We start from the raw sequence: 21,629 nt of genomic DNA, 5'->3' as shown, positions 1-21,629 counted from the left end.
GCGACCGTCTCTCGCCGGGGGTCAGCGAGAGCCGCTGGCCCGACGCTTGTTGTAGACGTCGAACGCGACGGCCAGCAGGAGCACGAGGCCCTTGACGACCTGCTGCACCGACTGGTCGATGCCCATGAGCTGCATGCCGTTGCTCATGACACCCATGATCAGGCCACCGACCATGGCGCCCGAGACACGACCCACGCCGCCGGTGACGGCGGCGCCGCCGATGAAGCACGCGGCGATGGCGTCGAGCTCGAACATGTTGCCCGCAGCCGGCTGGGCGCCGTTGGACCGGGACGAGTACACCGCGCCCGCCACACCGGCCAGGAAGCCCATGTTGGTCATGATCCAGAAGTTGACCCACTTGACCTTCACGCCGGACAGCTGGGCCGCCGACAGGTTGCCGCCGATGGCGTAGACGTGGCGGCCGAAGACCGTCCGGTTCGTCACCAGGCCGTAGACGATGATGAGGACGGCCAGGATGATCAGGACGTTGGGCAGGCCACGGCTCGTGGCGAGCTGGTAGGCGAACCACATGACCACCGCACCGGTGAGCGCGATCTTCAGGACGAAGAGCGGGAAGGCCTCGACGACCTGCTGGTAGCGCAGCTTCGCCTGCCGGCTGCGCCACTGGCTGAACGCGTAACCGGCGACGGCGATGCCGAAGACGACGAGCGTGAACGCGTCGAAGCCCTGACCGCCGATGAGCCCGTTCTGGAAGCCCGACGCGATCTGCCCGTACTCCCGCGGGAACGGCGAGAGCGAGATGTTGTCGAGCACCAGCAGCGTCGCTCCGCGGAAGAGGAGCATGCCCGCGAGCGTGACGATGAAGGCGGGGATGCCGACGAAGGCGACCCAGAAGCCCTGCCACGCACCGACCAGCAGGCCGACGACGAGCGCGGCGACGACGCCGACCCACCAGGGCTGACCGTCCTTGATCACCAGCGTGGCCGCGACCGCACCCGTGAAGGCGACGACGGAGCCCACCGACAGGTCGATGTGACCGGCGATGATCACGATGACCATGCCGATCGCGAGGATCAGGATGTAGGAGTACTGCAGGACGATGTTGGAGATGTTGCCGGGGCTGAGCAGCAGACCGTCGGTCAGGATCGCGAACAGCGCGATGATGAGCACGAAGGCGATGTAGATGCCGCTCTGCCGCATGTTCCGGGTCATCAGCTCCCGGATGCTTGCGATGCCAGTCATGCCTGTTCCTGTTCCTTCTCCTGGGTCATGAGCGCCATGAGTCGCTCCTGGCTGGCCTCGGCGACCGGGACCTGGCCCGTGATCCGCCCGAAGGCGAGGGTGTAGATGCGGTCGCAGATGCCGAGGAGCTCGGGCAGCTCGCTCGAGATGACGACGACGGCCTTACCGGCGGCGACCAGGCGGTTGATGATCGTGTAGATCTCGTACTTCGCGCCGACGTCGATCCCACGCGTCGGCTCGTCCAGGATCAGGACGTCCGCGTCGGTGTAGATCCACTTGCTCAGCACGACCTTCTGCTGGTTGCCGCCCGAGAGCTTGCCCACGACCGACAGGACGCTCGGGGCCTTGATGTTCATGCTCGCCCGGTACTCCTCGGCGACCTTGATCTCCTCGTTGCCGTTGACCCAGCCGCGGCTGGACAGCTTGGGGAGACCGGCCGCCGAGATGTTCCGCTTGATGTCCTCGATGAGGTTGAGGCCGTACTTCTTGCGGTCCTCGGTCGCGTACGCGATGCCGTGGTCGATCGCCTCGCTCACGGAGCGGATCTTGATCTCCTGGCCCCGCTTGTAGACACGGCCCGTGATGTCGCGGCCGTAGCTGCGCCCGAAGATGCTCATGGCGAGCTCGGTGCGGCCCGCGCCCATGAGCCCCGCGATCCCGACGACCTCGCCGGCCCGCACGTCGAACGACGCCCCGTCGACGACGACGCGCCCGAGCTGGGTGGGGTGGTTCACCGTCCAGTTCTCGACGCGGAGGACCTCCTCACCGATGTTCGGGGTGCGCTCGGGGTAGCGGTGCTCCAGGTCGCGGCCGACCATGCCCTTGATGATCCGGTCCTGAGTCGAGGTGGGTTCGCTCATGTCGAGCGTCTCGATGGTCCGGCCGTCGCGGATGATCGTCGTGCGGTCCGCGATCTTCTCGATCTCGTTGAGCTTGTGGGAGATCATGATCGAGGTGATGCCCTGGCCCTTGAGGTGCCGGAGCAGGTCGAGCAGGTGCTCGGAGTCGGTGTCGTTCAGCGCCGCGGTCGGCTCGTCGAGGATCAGCAGCTTGACCTCCTTCGAGAGCGCCTTGGCGATCTCGATGAGCTGCTGCTTGCCGACGCCGAGCTGCCCCACCGGGGTCGTGGGGTTCTCGTCGAGCCCGACGCGCGCCAGGAGCTTCGCGGCCTCGGAGTTGGTGTGGTTCCAGTCGATCAGACCGCCTCGGCCACGCTGCTCGTTGCCGAGGAAGATGTTCTCGGCCACCGAGAGGTAGGGCACCAGCGCGAGCTCCTGGTGGATGATCACGATGCCGACGGCTTCGCTGTCGTTGATCGAGCTGAACTCGGCCAGCGTGCCGTCGAACCCGATCTGACCGTCGTAGGTGCCGTGCGGGTACACGCCCGAGAGCACCTTCATGAGGGTCGACTTGCCGGCGCCGTTCTCGCCGCAGATCGCGTGGATCTCGCCCCGTTCGACGCTCAGGTTGACGTCCTGCAGCGCCTTGACCCCGGGGAAGGTCTTGGTGATGGAGCGCATCTCCAGGATGGTGTTGCTCATACGGCCTCTTCCTGCCTCGTGTGGTGGCCGGTGATCGTGCCGGAGCCGGCCCGGCGGGACATGGTCCCGCCGGGCCGGCGTCGGTAGGGGATCAGCTGGTCTGGCCTGCAGCGACCTCTTCGGCCGTGTAGTAGCCGGAGTCGACCAGGAGAGCCTCGATGTTGTCGGCGTAGACGATGTCCGACTCGAGCAGGTAGGACGGGACGACCTTGACGCCGTTGTCGTACGTCTCGGTGTCGTTGGCCTCCGGCTCCTCGCCGCTCAGGTACGCCTCGGCTGCGACGACCGCCTGGTCGGCGAGCTTGCGCGTGTCCTTGAAGATCGTCGAGAACTGCACGCCGTCGGCGATGAGCTTGACCGACGCGATCTCGGCGTCCTGACCCGTGATGACCGGCATCGGCTTGTCCGCGCTGCCGTAGCCGGCGTTCTGGAGGGCCGTGATGATGCCGCGCGAGGCGCCGTCGAACGGCGACAGGACGCCGTGGAGCGGCGTGCCGTCGTTGTAGGCCGCCGTGAGGACGTCCTCCATGTTCTTCTGGGCGACCTCCTGCTGCCAGCGGAGGATGGCGACCTGCTCGATCTCGGTCTTGCCCGAGGGGATCGTCAGGACACCCGAGTCGATGTACGGCTGGAGGGTCTCCATGGCGCCCGCGAAGAAGAAGTGGGCGTTGTTGTCGTCGAGCGAGCCCGCGTGGACCTCGATGTTGAACGGACCGGTGGCGGTGCCCTCGGAGCCGTCCGCGTTGAGGACGCCCAGGCCGACGAGCAGCGAGGTGGCCTGCTGGACGCCGACGTTGAAGTTGTCGAACGTCACGTAGAAGTTGACGTTCTCGCTGTCACGGATGAGGCGGTCGTAGGCGATGACCGGGATGCCCGCGTCGGCCGCGGCCTGGAGCTGGCTCGCCAGCGCCGTGCCGTCGATCGCCGCGATGATGAGCGCCTCGGCGCCCTTGGTGATCATCTGGTCGATCTGCTGCGACTGGGTCGGGATGTCGTCACCGGCGAACTGCAGGTCGACCTCGTAGCCGGCCTCCTCCAGGCCCGCCTTGACGGCGTCGCCGTCGGCGATCCAGCGCTCGGAGGTCTGCGTCGGCATCGAGACGCCGATCAGACCACCCTCGCTCTCCTCGCCCGACGAGCCGGTGTCGCCACCGGTGTCCGTGTCCGTGCCCGAACCCGCGCCCTCGCCGCCGCAGGCGGCGAGCGACAGTGCGAGCGTCATGCCCACCGCGACCGCGGCGAACTTCCTGGTGCTCATGTCTCCTCCTCGAGAACTGGTCCTGCTAGTGGGCAGCCTGGGACTTCCAGGACTGACCCGGGGGCCGCCTGACCGCCCGGAGGGGTCAGGAAGTGTGTGTGGTGCGGCCTTACTCCACCTGGACGACCTCGGCGCCGGCACGGCGGAGCCGTGCGAGCTCGTGGGCGGGCGCCGAGGGCCCCGTCACCACGCTGTGGACGTCCTCCAGCCGCGCGATGCGGCCGAGGTGGACCTGACCGAGCTTCGAGCCGTCGGCGACGACGACGGCGCGCTCGGCGGAGGCGATCATGCGCTGCTTGACCTCGGCCTCGGGCAGGTTCAGGTTCGTGATGCCGTGGTCGGCGTCGATCCCGTTGCAGCCGATGAAGCCCAGGTCCGCGTGCAGGCGGTCGAAGAGGACCGTCGCCATGGGGTTGACCAGGGAGTGCTGGAGGTGGCGGAGCGTGCCGCCGGTGACGACCACGCTCAGCCGGCCGATCGCGGCCTCGAGCTCGAGCGCGATGTTGAGCCCGTTCGTGATGACCACGACCTGCTCGAGGTCGGTGCGCGCGACGAGCGCCTTGGCGATCGCGCTCGTGGTGGTCCCCACGTCGAGGAGCACGCTCATGCCCGACGAGACCATGGCGGCGGCGTGCTCGCCGATGCGCTGCTTCTCGCGGGCGAACTCGACGGCCGACTCCTCGAAGGACGGCTCGAGCCGGTGCGCAGCGGGGGCGATCGCGCCACCGCGGACCCGGCGCACGCCGTGGCTGCCCTGGAGCGCGGCGAGGTCGGCCCGCACGGTCACGTCGGAGATGCCGAAGGCGCCGGCGAGGTCGGCGACGCGCACGAAGCGCCGTTCGCCGATCATCTGGAACATGCGCTCGCGACGCACCGCCGCGGGCAGCTGTTCCACCTCTTCCTTGAGCACGCGACAACTGTCGCCGGGCTCACGGCCTTGCGTCAACTTCGTGAAGGCAACTTTTGATTGCGAAACAGTAACGGGCTGAGCCGGTCGGGTGACCCCGGGTCGAAGGTCCCGCCTCTGCGGCCCTTGATGGCCCGCGACCTGCGTAAAGACTGCGTCAGGCCGCGACCATGGCCACGACCTGAGGCGTCGGGGCGGGTGAAAAGCGAAAGCGGACGAAAGGTCGGTCCGCCTGGCTTCCTCGGCGTCACGTCCGGGGGGCGGCCTCGAGCCGCTGCAGACGCCGCGTCGGATGTTAACGCTCACACGCGCAACGGGTCAAGAACGGTGCCGGGCCCGTGACGCCGCAAGGGCGGCCGGCGAGCTGAGCCCGCCGGCCGCCCTGCGGCGCGCGATCGTGCGACCGTCAGCCGTCGGCCTGGCCGGCAGCGATCTCCTCGGCCGTCCAGTAGCCCGACTCCACGAGCAGCGCCTCGATGTTGTCGGCGTAGACGATGTCCGACTCCAGCAGGTACGACGGGACGACCTTGACGCCGTTGTCGTACGTCTCGGTGTCGTTCGCCTCCGGCTCCTCACCGGCCAGGAAGTCCTGTGCGGCCGCGACGGACTGGTCCGCGAGCTTGCGGGTGTCCTTGAAGATCGTCGAGAACTGCACGCCGTCGGCGATGAGCTTGACCGACGCGATCTCCGCGTCCTGACCCGTGATGGGCGGCATCTCGGTGTACCCGGCGTTCTGCAGGGCCGTGATGATGCCGCGCGCGAGCGTGTCGTTCGGCGAGAGGACGCCCTGCACCTGCGTGCCGTCGCTGTACGACGACGTCAGCAGGTCCTCCATGCGCTTCTGGGCCGTCTCGCCGGCCCAGCGGAGCGTCGCGACCTGCTCGATCTCCGCCTGGCCCGACTTGATGACGAGCGTGCCGTCGTCGAGGTAGGGCTTGAGGGTCTCCATCGCGCCGTCGAAGAAGAAGTGCGCGTTGTTGTCGTCGAGCGAGCCCGCGAAGACCTCGATGTTGAACGGTCCGGCCGGGGCGTCGGCGACCTCGTTGCCCTCGGCGTCCAGCAGGCCGAGGCCGACCAGGAGCGCGGTGGCCTGCTGCACACCCACGTTGTAGTTGTCGAAGGTGACGTAGAAGTCGACGTTCTCGCTGTCCCGGATGAGCCGGTCGTAGGCGATGACGGGGATGCCTGCCGCGGCGGCCGCGTCGAGCTGGCCGGCGAGGGCGGTGCCGTCGATCGCGGCGATGATCAGGAGCTTCGCGCCCTTGGTGATCATCTGGTCGATCTGCTGCGACTGGGTGGGGATGTCGTCACCGGCGTACTGGAGGTCGACCTCGTAGCCGGCCTCCTCGAGGCCCGCCTTGACGGCGTCGCCGTCGGCGATCCAGCGCTCGGAGACCTGCGTCGGCATCGAGACGCCGATGAGACCACCCTCGGTGTCCTCGGCCGCGGTGTCGTCGCCGGCGGGCTGCTCGTCGTCGGTCGTGCCGGCGCCACCGCCGCCACAGGCGGCGAGGGTCAGGGCCAGCGTCATGCCCGTCGCGATCGCGGCGAACTTCCTGGTGCTCATGCGTCTCCTCCTTGAGACCTGCTACGAGCGGGTGGGCGGGAGCCCCACCCGCACCCCCGGCCCCACGGTCCGGGTTCTGCGTTCCGCGTGCCGACGGAGGGCCGGCGGCCCGGTCGGGACCGGGGCCGGACACCTCTCGGCGCACGCCCCCACTGTCGGGGACCCGTCGGCGTTGGGTCAACTTCCTGAAGACAACCTGTGATTGCGAAACAGTAACGGCGCTGCGGGCGCCGTCGACACGGCCTCAGGAGCGGTCCATAGCGCGCTGACCTGCGGACATACTGCGCTCACGTGTTCCGTGGCTGAAGTCGACGCTGCGTTTCCGAAAGGGACGACCAGCATTCGGAAGACGATCGCGAAAGCTAACGCAGAACACCGGAGAAACTTGGCGACCAGGGGCGCTCTGCGCGACGCCGCCCGGTGGCCCAAGAGCGCTGGACCGCGTCCCCCGGACGGCGCAACGACGGACGGGCGCCGCCGGTCCCCCGGCGACGCCCGTCCGTCGTGCTCACAGTGCTCGAGGCTGCTCAGAACCCCTGGGCGAGGCGGTAGTAGGCCTGGTTCCAGCGGATCTCCTGCGCGAACCCGCGCGAGGTCGTCGCGTCGTCGATGACGAGGAGCTCCGTCCGCGCGATGTCGGCGAAGTCGACCCACGCGTCCACCCCGACCTGCGTCGTGAGGACGGTGTGGTGCGCCGCGCCGGCCATGAGCCACGCCTCGGCCGACGTCGCGAAGTCGGGCTCCGGCCTCCACACGGCACGCGCCACGGGCAGGTTCGGCAGGTCGGCGTCGGGCGGCACGACCTCGACCGCGTTCGCCGTGAGCCGGAAGCGGTCCCGCATGTCGGAGAGCGCGACGACGACGCCCGGGCCGGCGTCGGTGTCGAAGACCAGGCGGACCGGGTCCTCCTTGCCGCCGATGCCCAGCGGGTGGATCTCGAGCGACGGCTTCGACGTCGTGAGGGTCGGGCAGATCTCGAGCATGTGGGCGCCGAGGATCTTCTCGTCGCCCGGCACGAGGTCGTACGTGTAGTCCTCCATGAGCGACGCGCCGCCTGCGAGCCCGGCGCCCATGACCTTCGCCGCGCGCACGAGGATCGCGGTCTTCCAGTCGCCCTCGGCGCCGAAGCCGTAGCCCTGCGCCATGAGCCGCTGGACCGCGAGGCCCGGGAGCTGGCGCAACCCGCCGAGGTCCTCGAACGTCGTGGTGAAGGCCGTCGCCCCGATCTCGCCCAGCAGGGCGAGGAGCGCGAGCTCCTGCCTGGCCCCGTACCGCAGCGAGTCGTGGCGCTCACCCCCGCGACGCAGCTCCGCGGCGACGTCGTAGGTGTCCTCGTACTCCGCGACCAGCGTGTCGACGGCGGCGTCCGTGACCTCGTCGACCGCGGCGACCAGGTCGTTGACGCCCCACGTGTTCACCGAGACGCCGAACCGCAGCTCGGCCTCGGTCTTGTCGCCCTCGGTGACGGCGACGTTGCGCATGTTGTCGCCGAAGCGCGCGAGCCGCAGCTCTCGCGTCGCGGCCCACGCGGCGGCGGCGCGCACCCACGTGCCGACCTTCGCCTGCACGGCCGGGTTGGAGACGTGGCCGACGACCGTCTTGCGCGCCACGCCCAGGCGGGACTGGATGTAGCCGAACTCCCGGTCGCCGTGGGCGGCCTGGTTGAGGTTCATGAAGTCCATGTCGATCGTGGACCAGGGCAGCTCGACGTTCGCCTGCGTGTGCAGGTGCAGCAGCGGGGTGCGCAGCGCGTCGAGGCCGACGATCCACATCTTCGCGGGCGAGAACGTGTGCATCCACGCGATGACGCCGACGCACGCGGGGTCGGCGTTCGCCTCGAGCGCCATGCGGTGGATGGCCTCGCGGTCCTTGAGGACCGGCTTCCACACGACCCGCACGGGCACGGCGTCGGCAGCCTCGAGCTCCCGGGCGATCGCCTGGGACTGCTCGGCGACCTGCCGCAGGGTCTCCTCGCCGTACAGGTCCTGGCTCCCGGTGAGGAACCAGACCTCGCGGTCGGCGTAGGGCTTGGTCATCGCTTCTCCTCGGTGGTGGGCGTCAGCGCCCGTAGACGTTCTGGTAGCGGTCGTAGAGGCGGTCGACGTCGGCCTGCGCGATGGGCAGGGGCTCGCCCAGCTGGCGCGAGACGTGCACTGTCCGCGCGACCTCCTCGCACATCACCGCGGCCTTGACGGCCGCCTTCGCGTCGCGGCCGATGGTGAAGGGGCCGTGGTTGCGCATGAGCACCGCCGGGCTGCGGCTCTCGCGCAGCGTCTCGACGATGCCGCGACCGATCGAGTCGTCCCCGATGAGCGCGAACGGGCCGACGGGGATGTCCCCGCCGAACTCGTCGGCCATCATCGTGAGCACGCAGGGCACGGGCTCGCCGCGCGCCGCCCAGGCGGTCGCGTAGGTCGAGTGCGTGTGCACGACGCCGCCCACCTCGGGCATGTGCCGGTACACGTAGGCGTGCGCCGCGGTGTCCGACGACGGCGAGCGATCGCCGTCGACGAGCTCGCCGTCCAGGTCGCACACCACCATGGCCTCGGCGCTCAGCTGGTCGTAGGTCACGCCGCTCGGCTTGATGACGAGGAGGTCGTCCTCGCCCGGGCCGGTGGAGGGGTCGACGACGACGCGCTGGGACACGTTCCCCGCGGTCCAGACCACGAGCTCCCAGCGCGGCAGCTCCGCGTGCAGCGCCGCCACCACCTCGCGGGTGCGCTGGACCGCCTCGCGGACCGTGCCGGGGTACGCGTCCAGGGTGCGCGCCGTCATGTGCTGTCTCCTGCCTCGTCGATGTCCTGCTCGAAAACGGTCACCCCGGCTGCGGGGCGCCGCTCAGCCCGCGTGACCGAGCGCCTCGGTCGCGGCCCGCTCGATCGCGAGGCCCTCGACGTAGCGCTCGAGGAAGGCGGTGAAGCCCTCGACGTCCGCGGGGTCCGGCTCTGCGACGTCGACGGTGGCGTCCGCGAAGACGTGGGTGTCGAGGTACTCGCCGAGGTCCTGGTCGGCCGCCCGGAGGTAGCCGGCGAGCACAGCCATGCCCCACGGCCCGCCCTCGCTCGCCGTGCGCGCGACCGCCACGGGGGCTCCCACGGCCGCCGCGAGCAGGCGCTGCGCGACCCCGGCCGTGCGGAACATGCCGCCGTGCGCGAAGAGCGTGTCGATCTCGACGCCCTCGCCGGCGAGCACGCGCATGCCGAGGCTCAGCGTGGCGAAGGCACCGTAGACCTGGGTCCGCACGACGTTCGCGAGCGTGAGCCTGCTGCCCGGCGTCCGGACGATGAGCGGCCGACCCTCCGCCATGCCCGTGATCGGCTCGCCGGAGAGGTAGTTGTAGGCGAGCAGGCCGCCGCCGTCGGCGTCGCCGTGGAGCGACTCGCCCAGGAGGGCGGAGAACACGGCGTCGGGCTCCGCCGGGTGGCCCAGCACGGCCGCGAACCGGCCGAACACCTCGGCCCAGGCCCCGAGCTCGCTCGCGCCGTTGTTGCAGTGGACCATCGCGACGAGGTCGCCCGCGGGCGTCGTGACGACGTCGAGCTCGTGGTGCACCCGCTCGAGCGGCTTCTCGAGCACGACCATGGCGAAGATGCTCGTGCCGACGCTCACGTTGCCGGTGCGCCGTGCCACCGCGTTCGTGGCGACCATGCCGGTCCCCGCATCGCCCTCGGGCGGGCAGAGCGGCACGCCGGCGCGCAGCGTGCCGGTCGGGTCGAGCAGTGCCGCACCCTCCTCGGTGAGGCTTCCCGCCTCCTGCCCTGCCACGAGCACCTCGGGCAGCAGCGGCTCCAGACGCAGCCCGGGACGGCGTGCGCCGACGAGCTCGTCGAACCGCGCCAGCATGTCGGCGTCGTAGCGCCGCGTCGCCGGGTCGATCGGGAACATGCCCGACGCGTCGCCGACCCCGAGCACCGTGCGACCCGTGAGGCGCCAGTGGACGTAGCCGGCCAGCGTCGTGAGGTGGGCGATGCGCGGCACGTGCGGCTCGTCGTCGAGGATCGCCTGGTAGAGGTGCGCGACGGACCACCGCAGCGGGATGTTGTACCCGAGGACCTCGGTCAGCTCGGTCGCGGCACGCTCGGTCGTGGTGTTGCGCCACGTGCGGAAGGGCACGAGCAGCTCGCCGTCGGCGTCGAACGCGAGGTAGCCGTGCATCATCGCGGAGACGCCCAGGGCGCCGACCGTGCTGGGGCGCACGCCGTGGCGTCGCTCGGCGTCGTCGCGGAGCGCCGCGACGCATCCCTGGAGGCCGGACCAGACGTCGTCGAGCGCGTACGTCCACATCCGGTCGACGAACTGGTTCTCCCAGTCGTGGCTGCCCGTCGCCAGGACCTCGCCGTCGGGACCGACGAGGCAGGCCTTGATGCGCGTCGACCCGAGCTCGATGCCCAGGGAGGTCAGGCCGTCGGCGATCGCGGCCCTGCCGTCACGCTCGGGCTGGGGCTCGGGCGTCATCCGATCATCTCCTCGTCGCGCCGCAGCGGTGGGGTCGAGGCCGTCGTCCCGGCGTCCTCCGCCGGTCTCCTCGTGTGCGACGGCATCGATGTTAGCGTTCACATGACCTCTGTCAAGAATGGTGCGGCTCACCCGCGCGGGGCGCCGCTGCTGGCACGGACGACGAGTCGCGGGGGGATGAGCTCGGGCGCCTGGTCGTCCCCCGCGAGCGCCGTGAGCAGCAGCTCGAGGCACCGCCGGCCGAGTGCGCCGAACTCCTGGCGCACCGTGGTCAGGGGCGGGTAGAAGTGCGCCGAGCCGTCCACGTCGTCGAAGCCGACCACCGAGACGTCCCCGGGGACGGAGACGCCGGTCTCCGCGAACGCCCGCAGCAGGCCGAGCGCGAGCTGGTCGTTGGCGGCGAAGACCGCGGTGGGCACGCCGGCCCGGACGAGGTCGCGGCCCACGCCGTACCCGCGGCCGGCGCTCCAGTCGCCGTGGATCGGCTCGCCGGGCTCGATGCCCGCCGCGACGAGCTCGTCCCGCCAGCCCCGGATGCGCGCACGCGCGTCGAGCCAGTCCTCCGGCCCGGCGAGGTGCACGACGTCGCGGTGGCCGAGGTCGAGCAGGTGCCGCGTCGCGAGACGGGCGCCCGCGTACTGGTCGACCGCGACCGAGTGCAGCCGCCCGCCCGGCAGGTCCTTGGGCCCGACCATGACTACGGGGACGGGTGCGTCGAACGCCCGCACGGCCTCGATAGCCTCGTCGTGGGCGGCGATGACCACGACGCCCTCGACCCCCTGCGCCATGAAGTGCTCGAGCACCTGGCGCATGCCCTCGGCCTCCCACCGGGCGACGGTCGCGACGCTGACGTAGAGGCCCGCGTCCCGGGCGGCGCCCTCCACCGCGATGAGGGTGCTCGTCGGCCCGAACAGCGCCGATCCCGAGGCGACGACGCCGATGGTGTCCGTCCGGCGGGTCACGAGCGCGCGTGCGGCGGTGTTGCGGCGGTAGCCCAGCTCGGCGATGGCGTCGAGCACGCGCTGCCGCGTCTCGGGCCGCACGCTCGGGTGCCCGTTGAGCACGCGGGAGACCGTCTGGTGCGACACCCCCGCGACCGCGGCGACGTCGCTCATGGCCGGTGGCCGGGGCAGGCTCACCCGAGCTCCTGCGCGAGCGCGCGGGACCGGTCGTGCGCCGCCTGGGCCGCGGCCAGCACGCCCGCCCGGACGCCGTGCGCGTCGAGCTCGCGCAGGCCCGCGACCGTCGTGCCGCCCGGGGAGGACACGCGCTCGCGGAGCACGACGGGGTGCTCGCCCGTCTCGGCGAGCAGGGTCGCCGACCCGCGGAAGGTCGCGACGGCGAGCTCGAGCGACTGGGCGCGCGTGAGGCCGAGGAGCACGCCGGCCTCCGCGAGCGCGTCGACGAGGTAGAACACGTAGGCGGGACCACTGCCCGAGATCGCGGTCACCGCGTCCAGGAGGCGCTCGGGCACGCGGAGCACGAGGCCCGTCGCCGCGAGGAGGCGCTCCGTGCGAGCCAGGTGCTCGTCGGTCGCCGTCGCCCCCGCGCTGATCGCGCTCGCGCCCTGGCCCACGGTCGCCGGTGTGTTCGGCATGACGCGGACGACCGGTGTGCCCGCGGGCAGGCGCGACTCGTAGAAGGACAGCGGCAGCCCCGCGGCGACGCTCATGACCAGCGTGCCCTCGCGGAGCCGCGGCGCGATCTCCTCGAGGACCCCGGCGACGTCGACCGGCTTGACCGCGACGACGACGGTGTCCGCGCGGCTCGCGACCTTGCCCGCCGAGTCGGCGGCACGGACGCCGTAGCGCTCGGAGAGCTCCGTCGCGCGGGCGGCATAGCGCTCGCTCACGGACACGTCGTCGACGTCGACGCCCGCACGCAGGACGGCGCCCACGATCGCCTCGCCCATGACGCCGCCGCCCAGGACGGCGACCCGCCCCAGCGTGTCCTCGGACATGGTGTCTCCTCGCTACCGGGCCGGGTGGTGGTCAGGCCGTCGCCGCGCGTTCAGAGCGGGAAGGCGGTGAACAGGTCGAGCAGCTCCTCCGTGGGCCCGTCGAGCTGGAGCACGGCGGTGCCGTTCCACCAGGTCAGCGTCCCGGTGCCGTCGGTCCGCGGGACGAGCGTGTACCGCCCGGTCTCCGTGCCGTCGACCGTCGTCACGGGGCCCTCGGTCGTGTCCGTGGACGCGGCGTCGCCCTCGGCCTCCTCGGCGCCGTCGCCCGCGTCGGAGCCGCCCGCCGCGGCCACCGCCGCCGTCTGCTCCTGCACCATCGCGGTGTACCGGGCGGAGGCCTCCTCGGGCGTCTCCCACTGCCCCGCGAGGAGCGTCACCGACGTCGCGCCGTCCGTGTACACGTGGCGGTAGCCCTCGAGCGCACCCGCGGAGAGCAGGGGCAGGTGCTCGCCGGCCTCGCTCAGCGCGTGCGCGAGGACGGTCGCGGGCAGCGCGGCCGCGAACGCCGTGCCGCCCTCGTGCGCGATCGGCTCGACCGTCGGCGTGGGCACGGGGAGCGTCACGACGTCGGCCTCCGGAACGGTCTGGTTGCCGCCCCGGTCACCCAGCAGGAGCACGCCCGCGACCACGCCGCCGACGACGAGCACAGCCGCGCCGATGAGGACCCACAGCGGGGGACGCCTCTGCGCCGCGGGGGGCTCATCCGGGGTCCGGGCACCCGTGCCGCCCGAGCCCTCGTGCGGCGCGCGGCCCGTCTGGGACCGCTCGCTCGTGGACCCGGTCCCGATCCCGGGACGGCCCGCCGCCTGGGAGCCGGGCGCCCCGGCGGGGTCACCCGTGACGGGACCGAACGGCCAGTCCTGCCGTCCGCCGCCCGCGCCGCCGCGAGGGCCGTCTGCACTGCTCGTCATCGCCACTCCCTGCCGGTCCTGTGCCCGGCCAGCCTAGGGCCCTCAGGGCGTGCGCCGGCGCAGCGTCGTGGCGCCGACGAGCAGCGCGCCGACGATGAACGCGACGACGACGACCAGCGCGCCGCGGACCTCCGCGAGGCCCCCGCCGGCCGCGAGCTCCTGCAGCGCCTCGAGGCCGTACGTGAGCGGCATCGCTCGGGAGACCGCCTCGAGGACCGCCGGCATCTCGTCCCGGGGGAGGAACAGACCTGCCGTGACGAGCTGCGGGAAGATGATCACCGGCATGAGCTGGACCGCCTGGAACTCCGTGCGCGCGACAGCCGACGCGGCCAGCCCGAGGGCGGTCCCCAGCACCGCGTCGAGCACGGCGACGAGCACGACGACCCAGAGCACGCCCGCGACGTCCATGCCGCACACCCACACCGCGAACGCGGTGAGCACGAGCGCCTGCAGCACGGCCATGAGCCCGAAGGCGAGCGCGTAGCCGACGACGACGTCGCCCTTGCCGACGGGTGTCGTCATGAGTCGCTCGAGCGTGCCGGACTGGCGCTCGCGCAGCGTCGCCACGCTCGTGACGAGGAACATCACGACGAGCGGGAAGAGCCCGAGGAGGAGGGGCCCGACGCTGTCGAGCACCGGCGTGCCCTCGAACATCCACGCCACGAGCCCGAGGACCACGCAGGGCAGGGCGACGAGCAGGGCGATCGTGCGGTGGTCGTGACGCAGCTGCCGTAGGACCCGGGCCGCGGTCGCGAGCGTCAGGCGTGCGCTCATCGGGACCCCTCCCCATGGGCCGCCGCGTGCCGGCCCGCCGGCGCCTGGACCAGGTGCGCCGCGGGGGCGGCGCCGTCCTCGACGAGGTGGAGGAACGCCGCCTCCACGTCGGCAGCGCCCGTCGACGCCAGCAGGTCGGGCAGCGTCGAGTCGGCGAGCACGCGACCGTCGCGCAGCAGCACGAGCCGGTCGCACCGCTGGGCCTCGTCCATCACGTGGCTCGAGATCAGCAGCGAGGTCCCGTCGGCACTCAGGCGGTGGAAGAGCTGCCACAGGTCGCGCCGGAGGACAGGGTCGAGGCCGACCGTCGGCTCGTCGAGCACGAGGAGCTCCGGCCGTGCGAGGAGCGCGACGCCGAGGGACACGCGGGACCGCTCGCCCCCGGACAGCGCTCCGACCCGCCGACCGGCCATGCGGCCGAGGTCCACCTCGCCGAGCACGCGGGCCACGTCCGCGCGGCCCGCGCCTAGCACGGTCGCGAAGTAGCGGAGGTTCTCGGCCACCGTGAGGTCGGCGTAGACGCTCGGGGCCTGGCTCACGTACCCGACCCGGCGGCGGAGATCCCGGTGGCCGGCGGGCAGCCCGAGCACCTCGACCTCGCCCCCCGCGGTCTCCTGCACGCCGACGACCGCTCGCATGAGCGTCGTCTTGCCGCTCCCGCTCGGGCCGAGGAGCCCGACGACCTGACCGGCCGGCACCGCCAGGTGCAGACCGCCGAGCACCTCGGTGCCGCCCCGGACCACCCGGAGCCCGGCGACCCGGACCGCCGCCGGCGCGTTATTCCTCATGTGAGGAATACTGCTCCTCGCCCTGGCGCCGCGCAAGGGTGCGGCCCGGTCGACCTCCGGTCGAGGTGCCCGGTCGAGGTGCGCGTCTGGTGCCGACGCGAACAGCCAGGGACCGGTCAGGCGCCCGGCAGCTCGCCCGTGAGGTAGCGCTGCAGCGTCGGGCCGACGAGGGCCACGAGCTCTTCCCGCGGCGCGGACGCGACCGGTTCGAGCTCGAGGACGTACCGGGTGACGAGCACGCCGACCAGGTGCGAGGCGACCAGCCCGACGCGCAGGTCGGCGTCGGGCGCGGGCAGCGCTGCACGCACCCGCCCGAAGACCTCGCTCGCCAGGAAGTCCCGGACGAGGTGGTCCTGACCGCTCGCGGTCGCCGCGATCACCATGCGGAACCGCTCACGGCCCCCCGGGGCGTCCCACGTGCCGACCACGACGTCGAGCAGACGCGCGCCGAGGCCGTCGAGGCCGTCCGCGACGAGCGTCGCGACCACGCCGGCCGGGTCGATCTCCCGTCGCGCGAGGGCCATCGCGAAGAGCTCCGGCTTGCCGCCGCCGAAGTAGTAGCGGACGAGGCCGGGGTCCACGTGGGCCCGGCGCGCGACACCGCGCACGCTCGTCCCGCCGTACCCGCGCTCGGCGAACTCGGCCCGCGCAGCCGCCAGGATGTCCTCGACCGCGCTCCCGTCGGCCCGACGGCCCCGCGGCCGGGTGCCGTCCTGCCGCCGTCCGCCAGCAGCGCTCGGCTCGCTCATGGACGCACCCTAGTGACGCCGTCGGCGTCCGGCAGTCGTGTCGGTCAGGGTCGTGTCGGAGGGTCCGGCTACCGTCGCGCCATGCCATCGCCCAGCGCCTCGACGCGCTCCCCCGGCCGGTCAGCACGCAGCCAGCGGCCGGGCTGGACGTGCCTGGAGTGCGGCTGGACGGCGGCCAAGTGGGCGGGCCGCTGCGGCGAGTGCCAGGCCTGGGGGACGGTCGTCGAGGACGCCGCGTCGAGCGCGGGGCCGCGCACCGTCGCCACGACGTCGCGCACGCCCGCGCGGCCCATCTCCGAGATCGACGTCGAGACGGCGCGGGCCCGCCCCACGGGGGTCGACGAGCTCGACCGGGTGCTCGGCGGCGGCCTCGTCCCGGGTGCGGTCGTGCTCCTCGCGGGCGAGCCGGGCGTGGGCAAGTCGACCCTGCTGCTGGACGTCGCCGCGCGCCTGGCCCGGTCTCCCGGGCAGCGCGTGCTCTACGTCACGGGCGAGGAGTCGGCGGGTCAGGTGCGGCTGCGCGCCGAGCGCATCGGCGCGCTCGCGCCGGGCCTCCTGCTCGCGGCCGAGACGGACCTCGGCGCGGTCCTCGGGCACATCGAGGCCACGTCGCCGACCATGCTCGTCGTCGACTCCGTGCAGACCATCGCGTCCGCGCAGGTCGACGGCGCACCGGGCGGCGTCGGCCAGGTCCGCGAGGTCGCGGCGGCGCTCATCGCCGCCGCCAAGGAGCGGGACCTGCCCGCGGTCCTCGTGGGGCACGTGACGAAGGACGGCAGCGTCGCGGGCCCGCGGACGCTCGAGCACCTCGTCGACGTGGTGTGCCAGTTCGAGGGGGACCGGCACTCGCGCCTGCGGCTCGTGCGGGCGACCAAGAACCGGTACGGGCCCACGGACGAGGTGGGCTGCTTCGACCTCACGGAGGCGGGGATCGTCGGGCTCGCGGACCCGTCGGGCCTGTTCCTGTCGCACACGCTGCACCACGTGCCGGGCACGTGCGTGACCGTCACGCTCGAGGGCCGACGACCGCTCGCGACGGAGCTGCAGGCGCTCGTGGTGCCCTCGCTGCTGAGCAACCCGCGGCGCACCACGAGCGGGGTCGACGGCAGCAGGCTCGCGATGATCCTCGCCGTGCTGCAGCGCCGGGGCGGGGTGCCGCTCGCGGACAAGGACGTGTACGTCTCGACGATCGGCGGCGCCCGCGTCGTCGAGCCGGCGGCGGACCTCGCCGTCGCGCTCGCCACGGCGAGCGGCATGGAGAACGTCCCGCTCGTCGAGGGCCTGGTCGCGCTCGGCGAGGTCGGGCTCGCCGGCGAGATCCGGCCCGTCGTCGGGCTCACGCAGCGACTCGCGGAGGCACGCCGGCTCGGCTTCACGCGCGCGCTCGTCCCGGCCGGCGGGGTGGAGCGGGGGCAGGCGCCCGAGGGTCTCGAGCTCCTCGAGGCGGCGGACCTCGGCCGCGCGCTCATGCTCGCGCGCGACGACCGGAGAGGGCCGACGTCGCCCCAGGTCACGTAGGATTCGCCCGTGGTCAACACCGAGCGCTCCGCCGAGGACCTGCTGCGCTCCACCCTCGCCGCGGTCGCACCCGGGACCGAGCTCCGCGACGGGCTCGAGCGCATCCTCCGCGGCCGCACGGGGGCGCTCATCGTGCTCGGCCACGACAGGGTCGTGGAGTCCATGTGCTCGGGCGGCTTCGCGCTCGACGTCGACTTCTCCGCCACGCGGCTGCGTGAGCTCGCGAAGATGGACGGTGCGGTGGTGGTCAACGCCGACGCCACCAAGATCCTCAGGGCCGCGGTGCAGCTCCTCCCGGACCCGACCATCGAGACCACCGAGTCCGGCACGCGGCACCGCACCGCCGAGCGCGTCGCCAAGCAGTCGGGCTTCCCCGTGGTGTCGGTGAGCCAGTCCATGCGCATCATCGCGCTCTACGTGGGTGGCAGCCGGTACGTGCTCGAGGGCTCCGACGTCATCCAGTCGCGCGCGAACCAGGCGCTCGCGACCCTCGAGCGCTACAAGTCACGCCTGGACGAGGTGAGCGGCACTCTGTCCGCGCTCGAGATCGAGGACCTCGTCACCGTCCGCGACGTCGCCGCCGTGGTGCAGCGCCTCGAGATGGTCCGGCGCATCTCGGAGGAGATCGCGGGCTACGTGGTGGAGCTCGGCACCGACGGTCGGCTCATGGCCCTGCAGCTCGACGAGCTCGTCGGCGGCATCGGCTCCGACCGCCAGCTCGTCATCCGGGACTACGTCGAGGCGGGCCGCGCTGGCCGCACGCTCGCCGAGGTGCAGGCGGCGCTCGCCGGGCTCGACGCCAACGAGCTGCTGGACCTCACGCACATCTCCCGCATCCTCGGCCTCACCGGCGTCGAGGACTCGCTCGACGGCGCGGTCGGCCCTCGCGGCTACCGCCTGCTCTCCAAGGTCCCCCGGCTCCCCGGGACGATCGTCGACCGGCTCGTCGGCCACTTCGGCGGGCTGCAGAAGCTTCTCGCGGCGGGGATCGACGAGCTCATGGCGGTCGACGGCGTCGGCGAGCAGCGCGCCCGGGCGGTCCGCGAGGGTCTCTCCCGGCTCGCCGAGTCGAGCATCCTCGAGCGCTACGTCTGACGCAGAGGGGCGTCCTGACGTGTCGAGCACCTCGCGCGGGATGACGCGCGTCGACGACCCGTCGGCTCCCATGGCGTGGTCGGCGCACCTGCCGATCAGCGGCGCCTCGACGGGCTTCGACCCCGGGGGCTGGCCGACGTCGACGTGGGTGCTTCACGCCATGTACGAGCACGCCGACCTGATGGCGCCCACGACTCACGACGACCTTCACCGGGCGCGGCTCGCTACGGGGGACGCCACACCGCAGCTAGTCGGCGAGGTCGACCTCGACGCACTCACGGAGGTGTCCGGCATCCCGCTCGGTGTCGTAGGGCGGCCCGGCGAGGAGTGGACGAGAGTGACGTGGGCGGAGTACCTGGGGCGACTCCCCGACCGTGACCTGCGCCGGGACGCCCCGCCGAGCTTCCGGTGGTTCCCCGCCGGGAACTGGCCGGCCGCCGTCGCGCCGCCGCCCGAGGGGTCGCTCGACGACCTGAGCCTCGAGGCGCTCCTCGCCGTGCTGGCGTCCCGATCGCCGCAGGGCGAGGACACACCGTGCTTCGCGTTCTACGCGTCCCTGCCCGCCGGAGACTTCGACAGCGTCCATCTGTGGACCGGCCCGCTCGGGTCCGTCCGCGACCTTCTCGAGGAGCACGGCGGCGCGTACGGCTACTCGCCGACCAATCTCTGGCCTGCGGACCGGGCCTGGTTCGTGTCGACGGACTACGACCTGCAGGCCACCAAGGTGAGCGGCGACCACGCCCTCGTGGCGGCCCTCCGCGCGGAGCCGCGCCTCGAGTGTCTCGAGTGGAGCGGACCCGCCGAGAGTTGAGCACCCTCGAGCGCTACGTCCGACGACGGTTCTCTGGTTGCCGCACGAGCGGCGGGGCACGACCGGAGGGGCGCCACCGGCCGGGGCACGACCGGAGGGGCACGTCGGTCATCGTGATTCCCTGGGCTGCCGCCACGTGGTCGGTCTACCGTGCGAGGCATGGGATCGATCATCAGCCAGCTCGTCGTGGACAGCGCCGACCCGGAGCGGCTCGGCCGGTGGTGGGCGGAGGTGCTCGGGTGGGAGCTGACGCTCGACGACGAGGACGAGGTGTGGGTCGCGCCGCACGCTGACGACCTCACGGGCGGCCTCCTGTTCATCACCGTGCCCGACGCCAAGACGGTCAAGAACCGTCTCCACCTGGACCTGCGTCCCCCGGACGGGTCGAGCCAGGAGGAGGAGCTGGAGCGCCTGCTGCGCCTCGGGGCGACGACGGTCGACGTCGGGCAGCGCGACGCGACGTGGCACGTGCTCGCCGACCCCGAGGGCAACGAGTTCTGCCTGCTGCGCAACAGCCCGGCTCAGCTGGCGGCCGTCGTCGCGGCAGAACGCGCCGAGGCAGAGCGCGCTGAGGCGGAGCGCACGGAGGCACCGAGTACCGCGGTGCGCGGGTCCGCGGAGGTCTGACGGGCGCCTCCGCGTGGGTCAGCCGAGCTCGAAGACCACCGGCGCGCTCGTCGCACCGAGCATCGTCACGACGGCGCTGTACGTGCCGGGGCGCGGCTCCGGCAGGCCGCCCGTGCAGCCCACCGCCGAGCGGGTCCGGTCCCAGACCACGGGAGCGTCCGTCCTCGCCCCCGGCTCGAGCAGCAGGAGGTTCGGGGCCGCCGTCGGCGGGCAGTCGAGCGAGGACCAGATCCGGTCGCTGCCGGAGGTGATGAGGATCTCGCGCTGGGCGGCGTCGGCGTCGACCGTGCAGGCGGCGCCGCCGGCGTTCGTCAGGGCCACGGTGAAGGTCGGCTGCACACCTGCCGCGTACGCACGCGCGTCGGTCGTGAGCGCGAGCGTGAGGTCTGCGGGCGCGCACACGACCGGCCCCTGGTCGGCCGCCTGCTCCTGCGGCGCGTCGACCGCAGCGTCGGTGGCATCGGCGGCGTCGTCGGACGCGCCGGTCGTCGCCTCGTCACCGTCACCTGCGCCGGCGTCCTGCGAGGCGTCCGCGTCCGTGTCGGCGCCGGACGCGCCGTCGGCCGGGGCCGCGCCGCGGCCGAGCACCGCCCACAGCACCGCGACCACACCGACCAGCACAGCGAGGACCACCAGCCGCCGGACCCAGTACACCTGCGGCGGCCGTGGGCCGACGGGGTGCAGCATCGTGCTCATCCGCTCGTCGCCTCCTCATCAGGGCCTACGCGGTCACGGTACGACCGGCGCGTCCCGTGGCCCGGTCGGCGCGCCGGGACACGTCTCCTCGTCGCAGACAGTCAGGCATGATGCGTCGATGCACGCCCTCGTCGAACCCGTCGTCACCTGGTTCGGCGAGCACGCGCGCGACCTCCCGTGGCGCGCCCCCGACCGCACCCCGTGGGGCGTGCTCGTCAGCGAGGTCATGCTCCAGCAGACGCCGGTCGTGCGCGTGGAGCCGGTGTGGCGCGAGTGGATGACGCGCTGGCCGACGGCGGCCGACCTCGCCGCGGCCCGCCCGGACGACGTCCTGTGCGCCTGGGGCCGGCTGGGGTACCCGCGGCGCGCGCTCCGGCTCCAGGCCTGTGCCCGGACCGTCGTCGAGCGGCACGGCGGCGAGCTGCCCGCGGACGAGGCGGAGCTCCTCGCCCTGCCCGGCATCGGCACCTACACCGCGGCGGCGGTCACGGCCTTCGCCCGCGGCCGACGCAGCGTCGTCGTGGACACCAACGTGCGGCGCGTGCTCGCGCGCACGCTCGAGGGCCGCGCCCTGCCCGCCCCGCACCTCTCGATCGCCGAGCTGCGTCGCGCGGGCGCCGTCGTGCCCGACGACGACGCGACGTCGGCGCGCTGGAACGCCGCGGTCATGGAGCTCGGCGCGCTCGTCTGCACCGCGCGGTCGCCGCGCTGCACCGCGTGCCCGGTCGCGGACCTGTGCCGCTGGCGCCTGGCCGGCATGCCGCCCGAC

General features: G+C 72.7%; 20 protein-coding genes. 5 read left to right on the top strand and 15 right to left on the bottom strand.

Annotation, left to right across the window (positions count from 1 at the left end; all coding sequences use genetic code 11):
* Window positions 1-21: 21 nt before the first annotated feature.
* From mmsB to ICW40_RS07150, 14 genes are all read right to left on the bottom strand, one after another.
* Window positions 22-1,203, bottom strand: coding sequence for a multiple monosaccharide ABC transporter permease (gene mmsB, locus ICW40_RS07215; protein WP_221653154.1), 1,182 nt, complete (start codon window positions 1,201-1,203; stop codon window positions 22-24).
* Window positions 1,200-2,744 (bottom strand): multiple monosaccharide ABC transporter ATP-binding protein, encoded by a 1,545-nt coding sequence (gene mmsA, locus ICW40_RS07210; RefSeq protein ID WP_221653153.1) that lies wholly within the window; start codon window positions 2,742-2,744, stop codon window positions 1,200-1,202. The genes mmsB and mmsA overlap by 4 nt, the downstream gene beginning before the upstream one ends.
* A gap of 91 nt (window positions 2,745-2,835) precedes the next feature.
* The gene (gene chvE, locus ICW40_RS07205) at window positions 2,836-4,002 is read right to left on the bottom strand and encodes a multiple monosaccharide ABC transporter substrate-binding protein (protein ID WP_221653152.1); all 1,167 of its coding nucleotides are present in this window, start codon (window positions 4,000-4,002) and stop codon (window positions 2,836-2,838) included.
* A 109-nt stretch (window positions 4,003-4,111) separates the two neighbouring features.
* Window positions 4,112-4,912, bottom strand: coding sequence for a DeoR/GlpR family DNA-binding transcription regulator (locus ICW40_RS07200; protein ID WP_308121684.1), 801 nt, complete (start codon window positions 4,910-4,912; stop codon window positions 4,112-4,114).
* A gap of 403 nt (window positions 4,913-5,315) precedes the next feature.
* Complete coding sequence (gene chvE / locus ICW40_RS07195; RefSeq protein WP_221653151.1) at window positions 5,316-6,476, bottom strand: multiple monosaccharide ABC transporter substrate-binding protein; 1,161 nt, start codon at window positions 6,474-6,476, stop codon at window positions 5,316-5,318.
* A gap of 527 nt (window positions 6,477-7,003) precedes the next feature.
* Complete coding sequence (araA, locus tag ICW40_RS07190; protein ID WP_221653150.1) at window positions 7,004-8,512, bottom strand: L-arabinose isomerase; 1,509 nt, start codon at window positions 8,510-8,512, stop codon at window positions 7,004-7,006.
* Between the two features lie 22 nt (window positions 8,513-8,534).
* On the bottom strand, window positions 8,535-9,251 hold the full coding sequence (locus tag ICW40_RS07185; protein ID WP_221653149.1) for an L-ribulose-5-phosphate 4-epimerase: 717 nt from the start codon (window positions 9,249-9,251) through the stop codon (window positions 8,535-8,537).
* A gap of 63 nt (window positions 9,252-9,314) precedes the next feature.
* A complete protein-coding gene (locus ICW40_RS07180) occupies window positions 9,315-10,931 on the bottom strand; it encodes a xylulokinase (RefSeq protein WP_221653148.1) in 1,617 nt (538 codons plus the stop codon).
* A gap of 128 nt (window positions 10,932-11,059) precedes the next feature.
* Window positions 11,060-12,046 carry a LacI family DNA-binding transcriptional regulator gene (locus ICW40_RS07175; RefSeq protein ID WP_221653173.1) on the bottom strand — a complete coding sequence of 329 codons (987 nt, stop codon included), beginning with the start codon at window positions 12,044-12,046 and terminating at the stop codon, window positions 11,060-11,062.
* A gap of 20 nt (window positions 12,047-12,066) precedes the next feature.
* On the bottom strand, window positions 12,067-12,891 hold the full coding sequence (gene proC, locus ICW40_RS07170; protein WP_221653147.1) for a pyrroline-5-carboxylate reductase: 825 nt from the start codon (window positions 12,889-12,891) through the stop codon (window positions 12,067-12,069).
* Window positions 12,892-12,941: 50 nt separating this feature from the next.
* Complete coding sequence (locus ICW40_RS07165) at window positions 12,942-13,802, bottom strand: hypothetical protein (RefSeq protein WP_221653146.1); 861 nt, start codon at window positions 13,800-13,802, stop codon at window positions 12,942-12,944.
* Between the two features lie 42 nt (window positions 13,803-13,844).
* Window positions 13,845-14,576: an ABC transporter permease gene (locus ICW40_RS07160; protein ID WP_221653145.1), complete on the bottom strand. Its 732-nt coding sequence runs from the start codon at window positions 14,574-14,576 to the stop codon at window positions 13,845-13,847.
* Complete coding sequence (locus ICW40_RS07155) at window positions 14,573-15,364, bottom strand: ABC transporter ATP-binding protein (protein ID WP_221653144.1); 792 nt, start codon at window positions 15,362-15,364, stop codon at window positions 14,573-14,575. The genes ICW40_RS07160 and ICW40_RS07155 overlap by 4 nt, the downstream gene beginning before the upstream one ends.
* Window positions 15,365-15,480: 116 nt before the next feature.
* Entirely contained in the window at window positions 15,481-16,113 is a 633-nt protein-coding gene (locus tag ICW40_RS07150; protein ID WP_221653143.1) for a TetR/AcrR family transcriptional regulator, read from the bottom strand.
* An 81-nt stretch (window positions 16,114-16,194) separates the two neighbouring features.
* Between ICW40_RS07150 and radA the strand changes: the two genes are divergently transcribed.
* The 4 genes from radA to ICW40_RS07130 all read left to right on the top strand — a co-directional run bounded on the left by radA (window position 16,195) and on the right by ICW40_RS07130 (window position 20,164).
* Window positions 16,195-17,631: a DNA repair protein RadA gene (gene radA, locus ICW40_RS07145; protein ID WP_221653142.1), complete on the top strand. Its 1,437-nt coding sequence runs from the start codon at window positions 16,195-16,197 to the stop codon at window positions 17,629-17,631.
* A 9-nt stretch (window positions 17,632-17,640) separates the two neighbouring features.
* Window positions 17,641-18,726: a DNA integrity scanning diadenylate cyclase DisA gene (disA, locus tag ICW40_RS07140; RefSeq protein ID WP_221653141.1), complete on the top strand. Its 1,086-nt coding sequence runs from the start codon at window positions 17,641-17,643 to the stop codon at window positions 18,724-18,726.
* A gap of 19 nt (window positions 18,727-18,745) precedes the next feature.
* Complete coding sequence (locus tag ICW40_RS07135) at window positions 18,746-19,537, top strand: hypothetical protein (RefSeq protein ID WP_221653140.1); 792 nt, start codon at window positions 18,746-18,748, stop codon at window positions 19,535-19,537.
* 159 nt (window positions 19,538-19,696) lie between these two features.
* The gene (locus ICW40_RS07130) at window positions 19,697-20,164 is read left to right on the top strand and encodes a VOC family protein (RefSeq protein ID WP_221653139.1); all 468 of its coding nucleotides are present in this window, start codon (window positions 19,697-19,699) and stop codon (window positions 20,162-20,164) included.
* 18 nt (window positions 20,165-20,182) lie between these two features.
* On the opposite strand, the gene ICW40_RS07125 is transcribed toward ICW40_RS07130, so the two are convergent.
* The gene (locus ICW40_RS07125; RefSeq protein ID WP_221653138.1) at window positions 20,183-20,860 is read right to left on the bottom strand and encodes a hypothetical protein; all 678 of its coding nucleotides are present in this window, start codon (window positions 20,858-20,860) and stop codon (window positions 20,183-20,185) included.
* 118 nt (window positions 20,861-20,978) lie between these two features.
* On the opposite strand from ICW40_RS07125, the gene ICW40_RS07120 reads away from it, so the two are divergent.
* Window positions 20,979-21,629 (top strand): A/G-specific adenine glycosylase (locus ICW40_RS07120; RefSeq protein ID WP_221653137.1); only part of this gene is annotated, 651 nt, incomplete at its 3' end.

Source organism: Actinotalea ferrariae, from assembly GCF_019733465.1.
Taxonomy (GTDB): Bacteria; Actinomycetota; Actinomycetes; order Actinomycetales; family Cellulomonadaceae; genus Actinotalea; species Actinotalea ferrariae_A.
The sequence above is the reverse complement of the archived record's forward strand: the minus strand, read 5'-3'. Positions and strand labels throughout refer to the sequence as shown.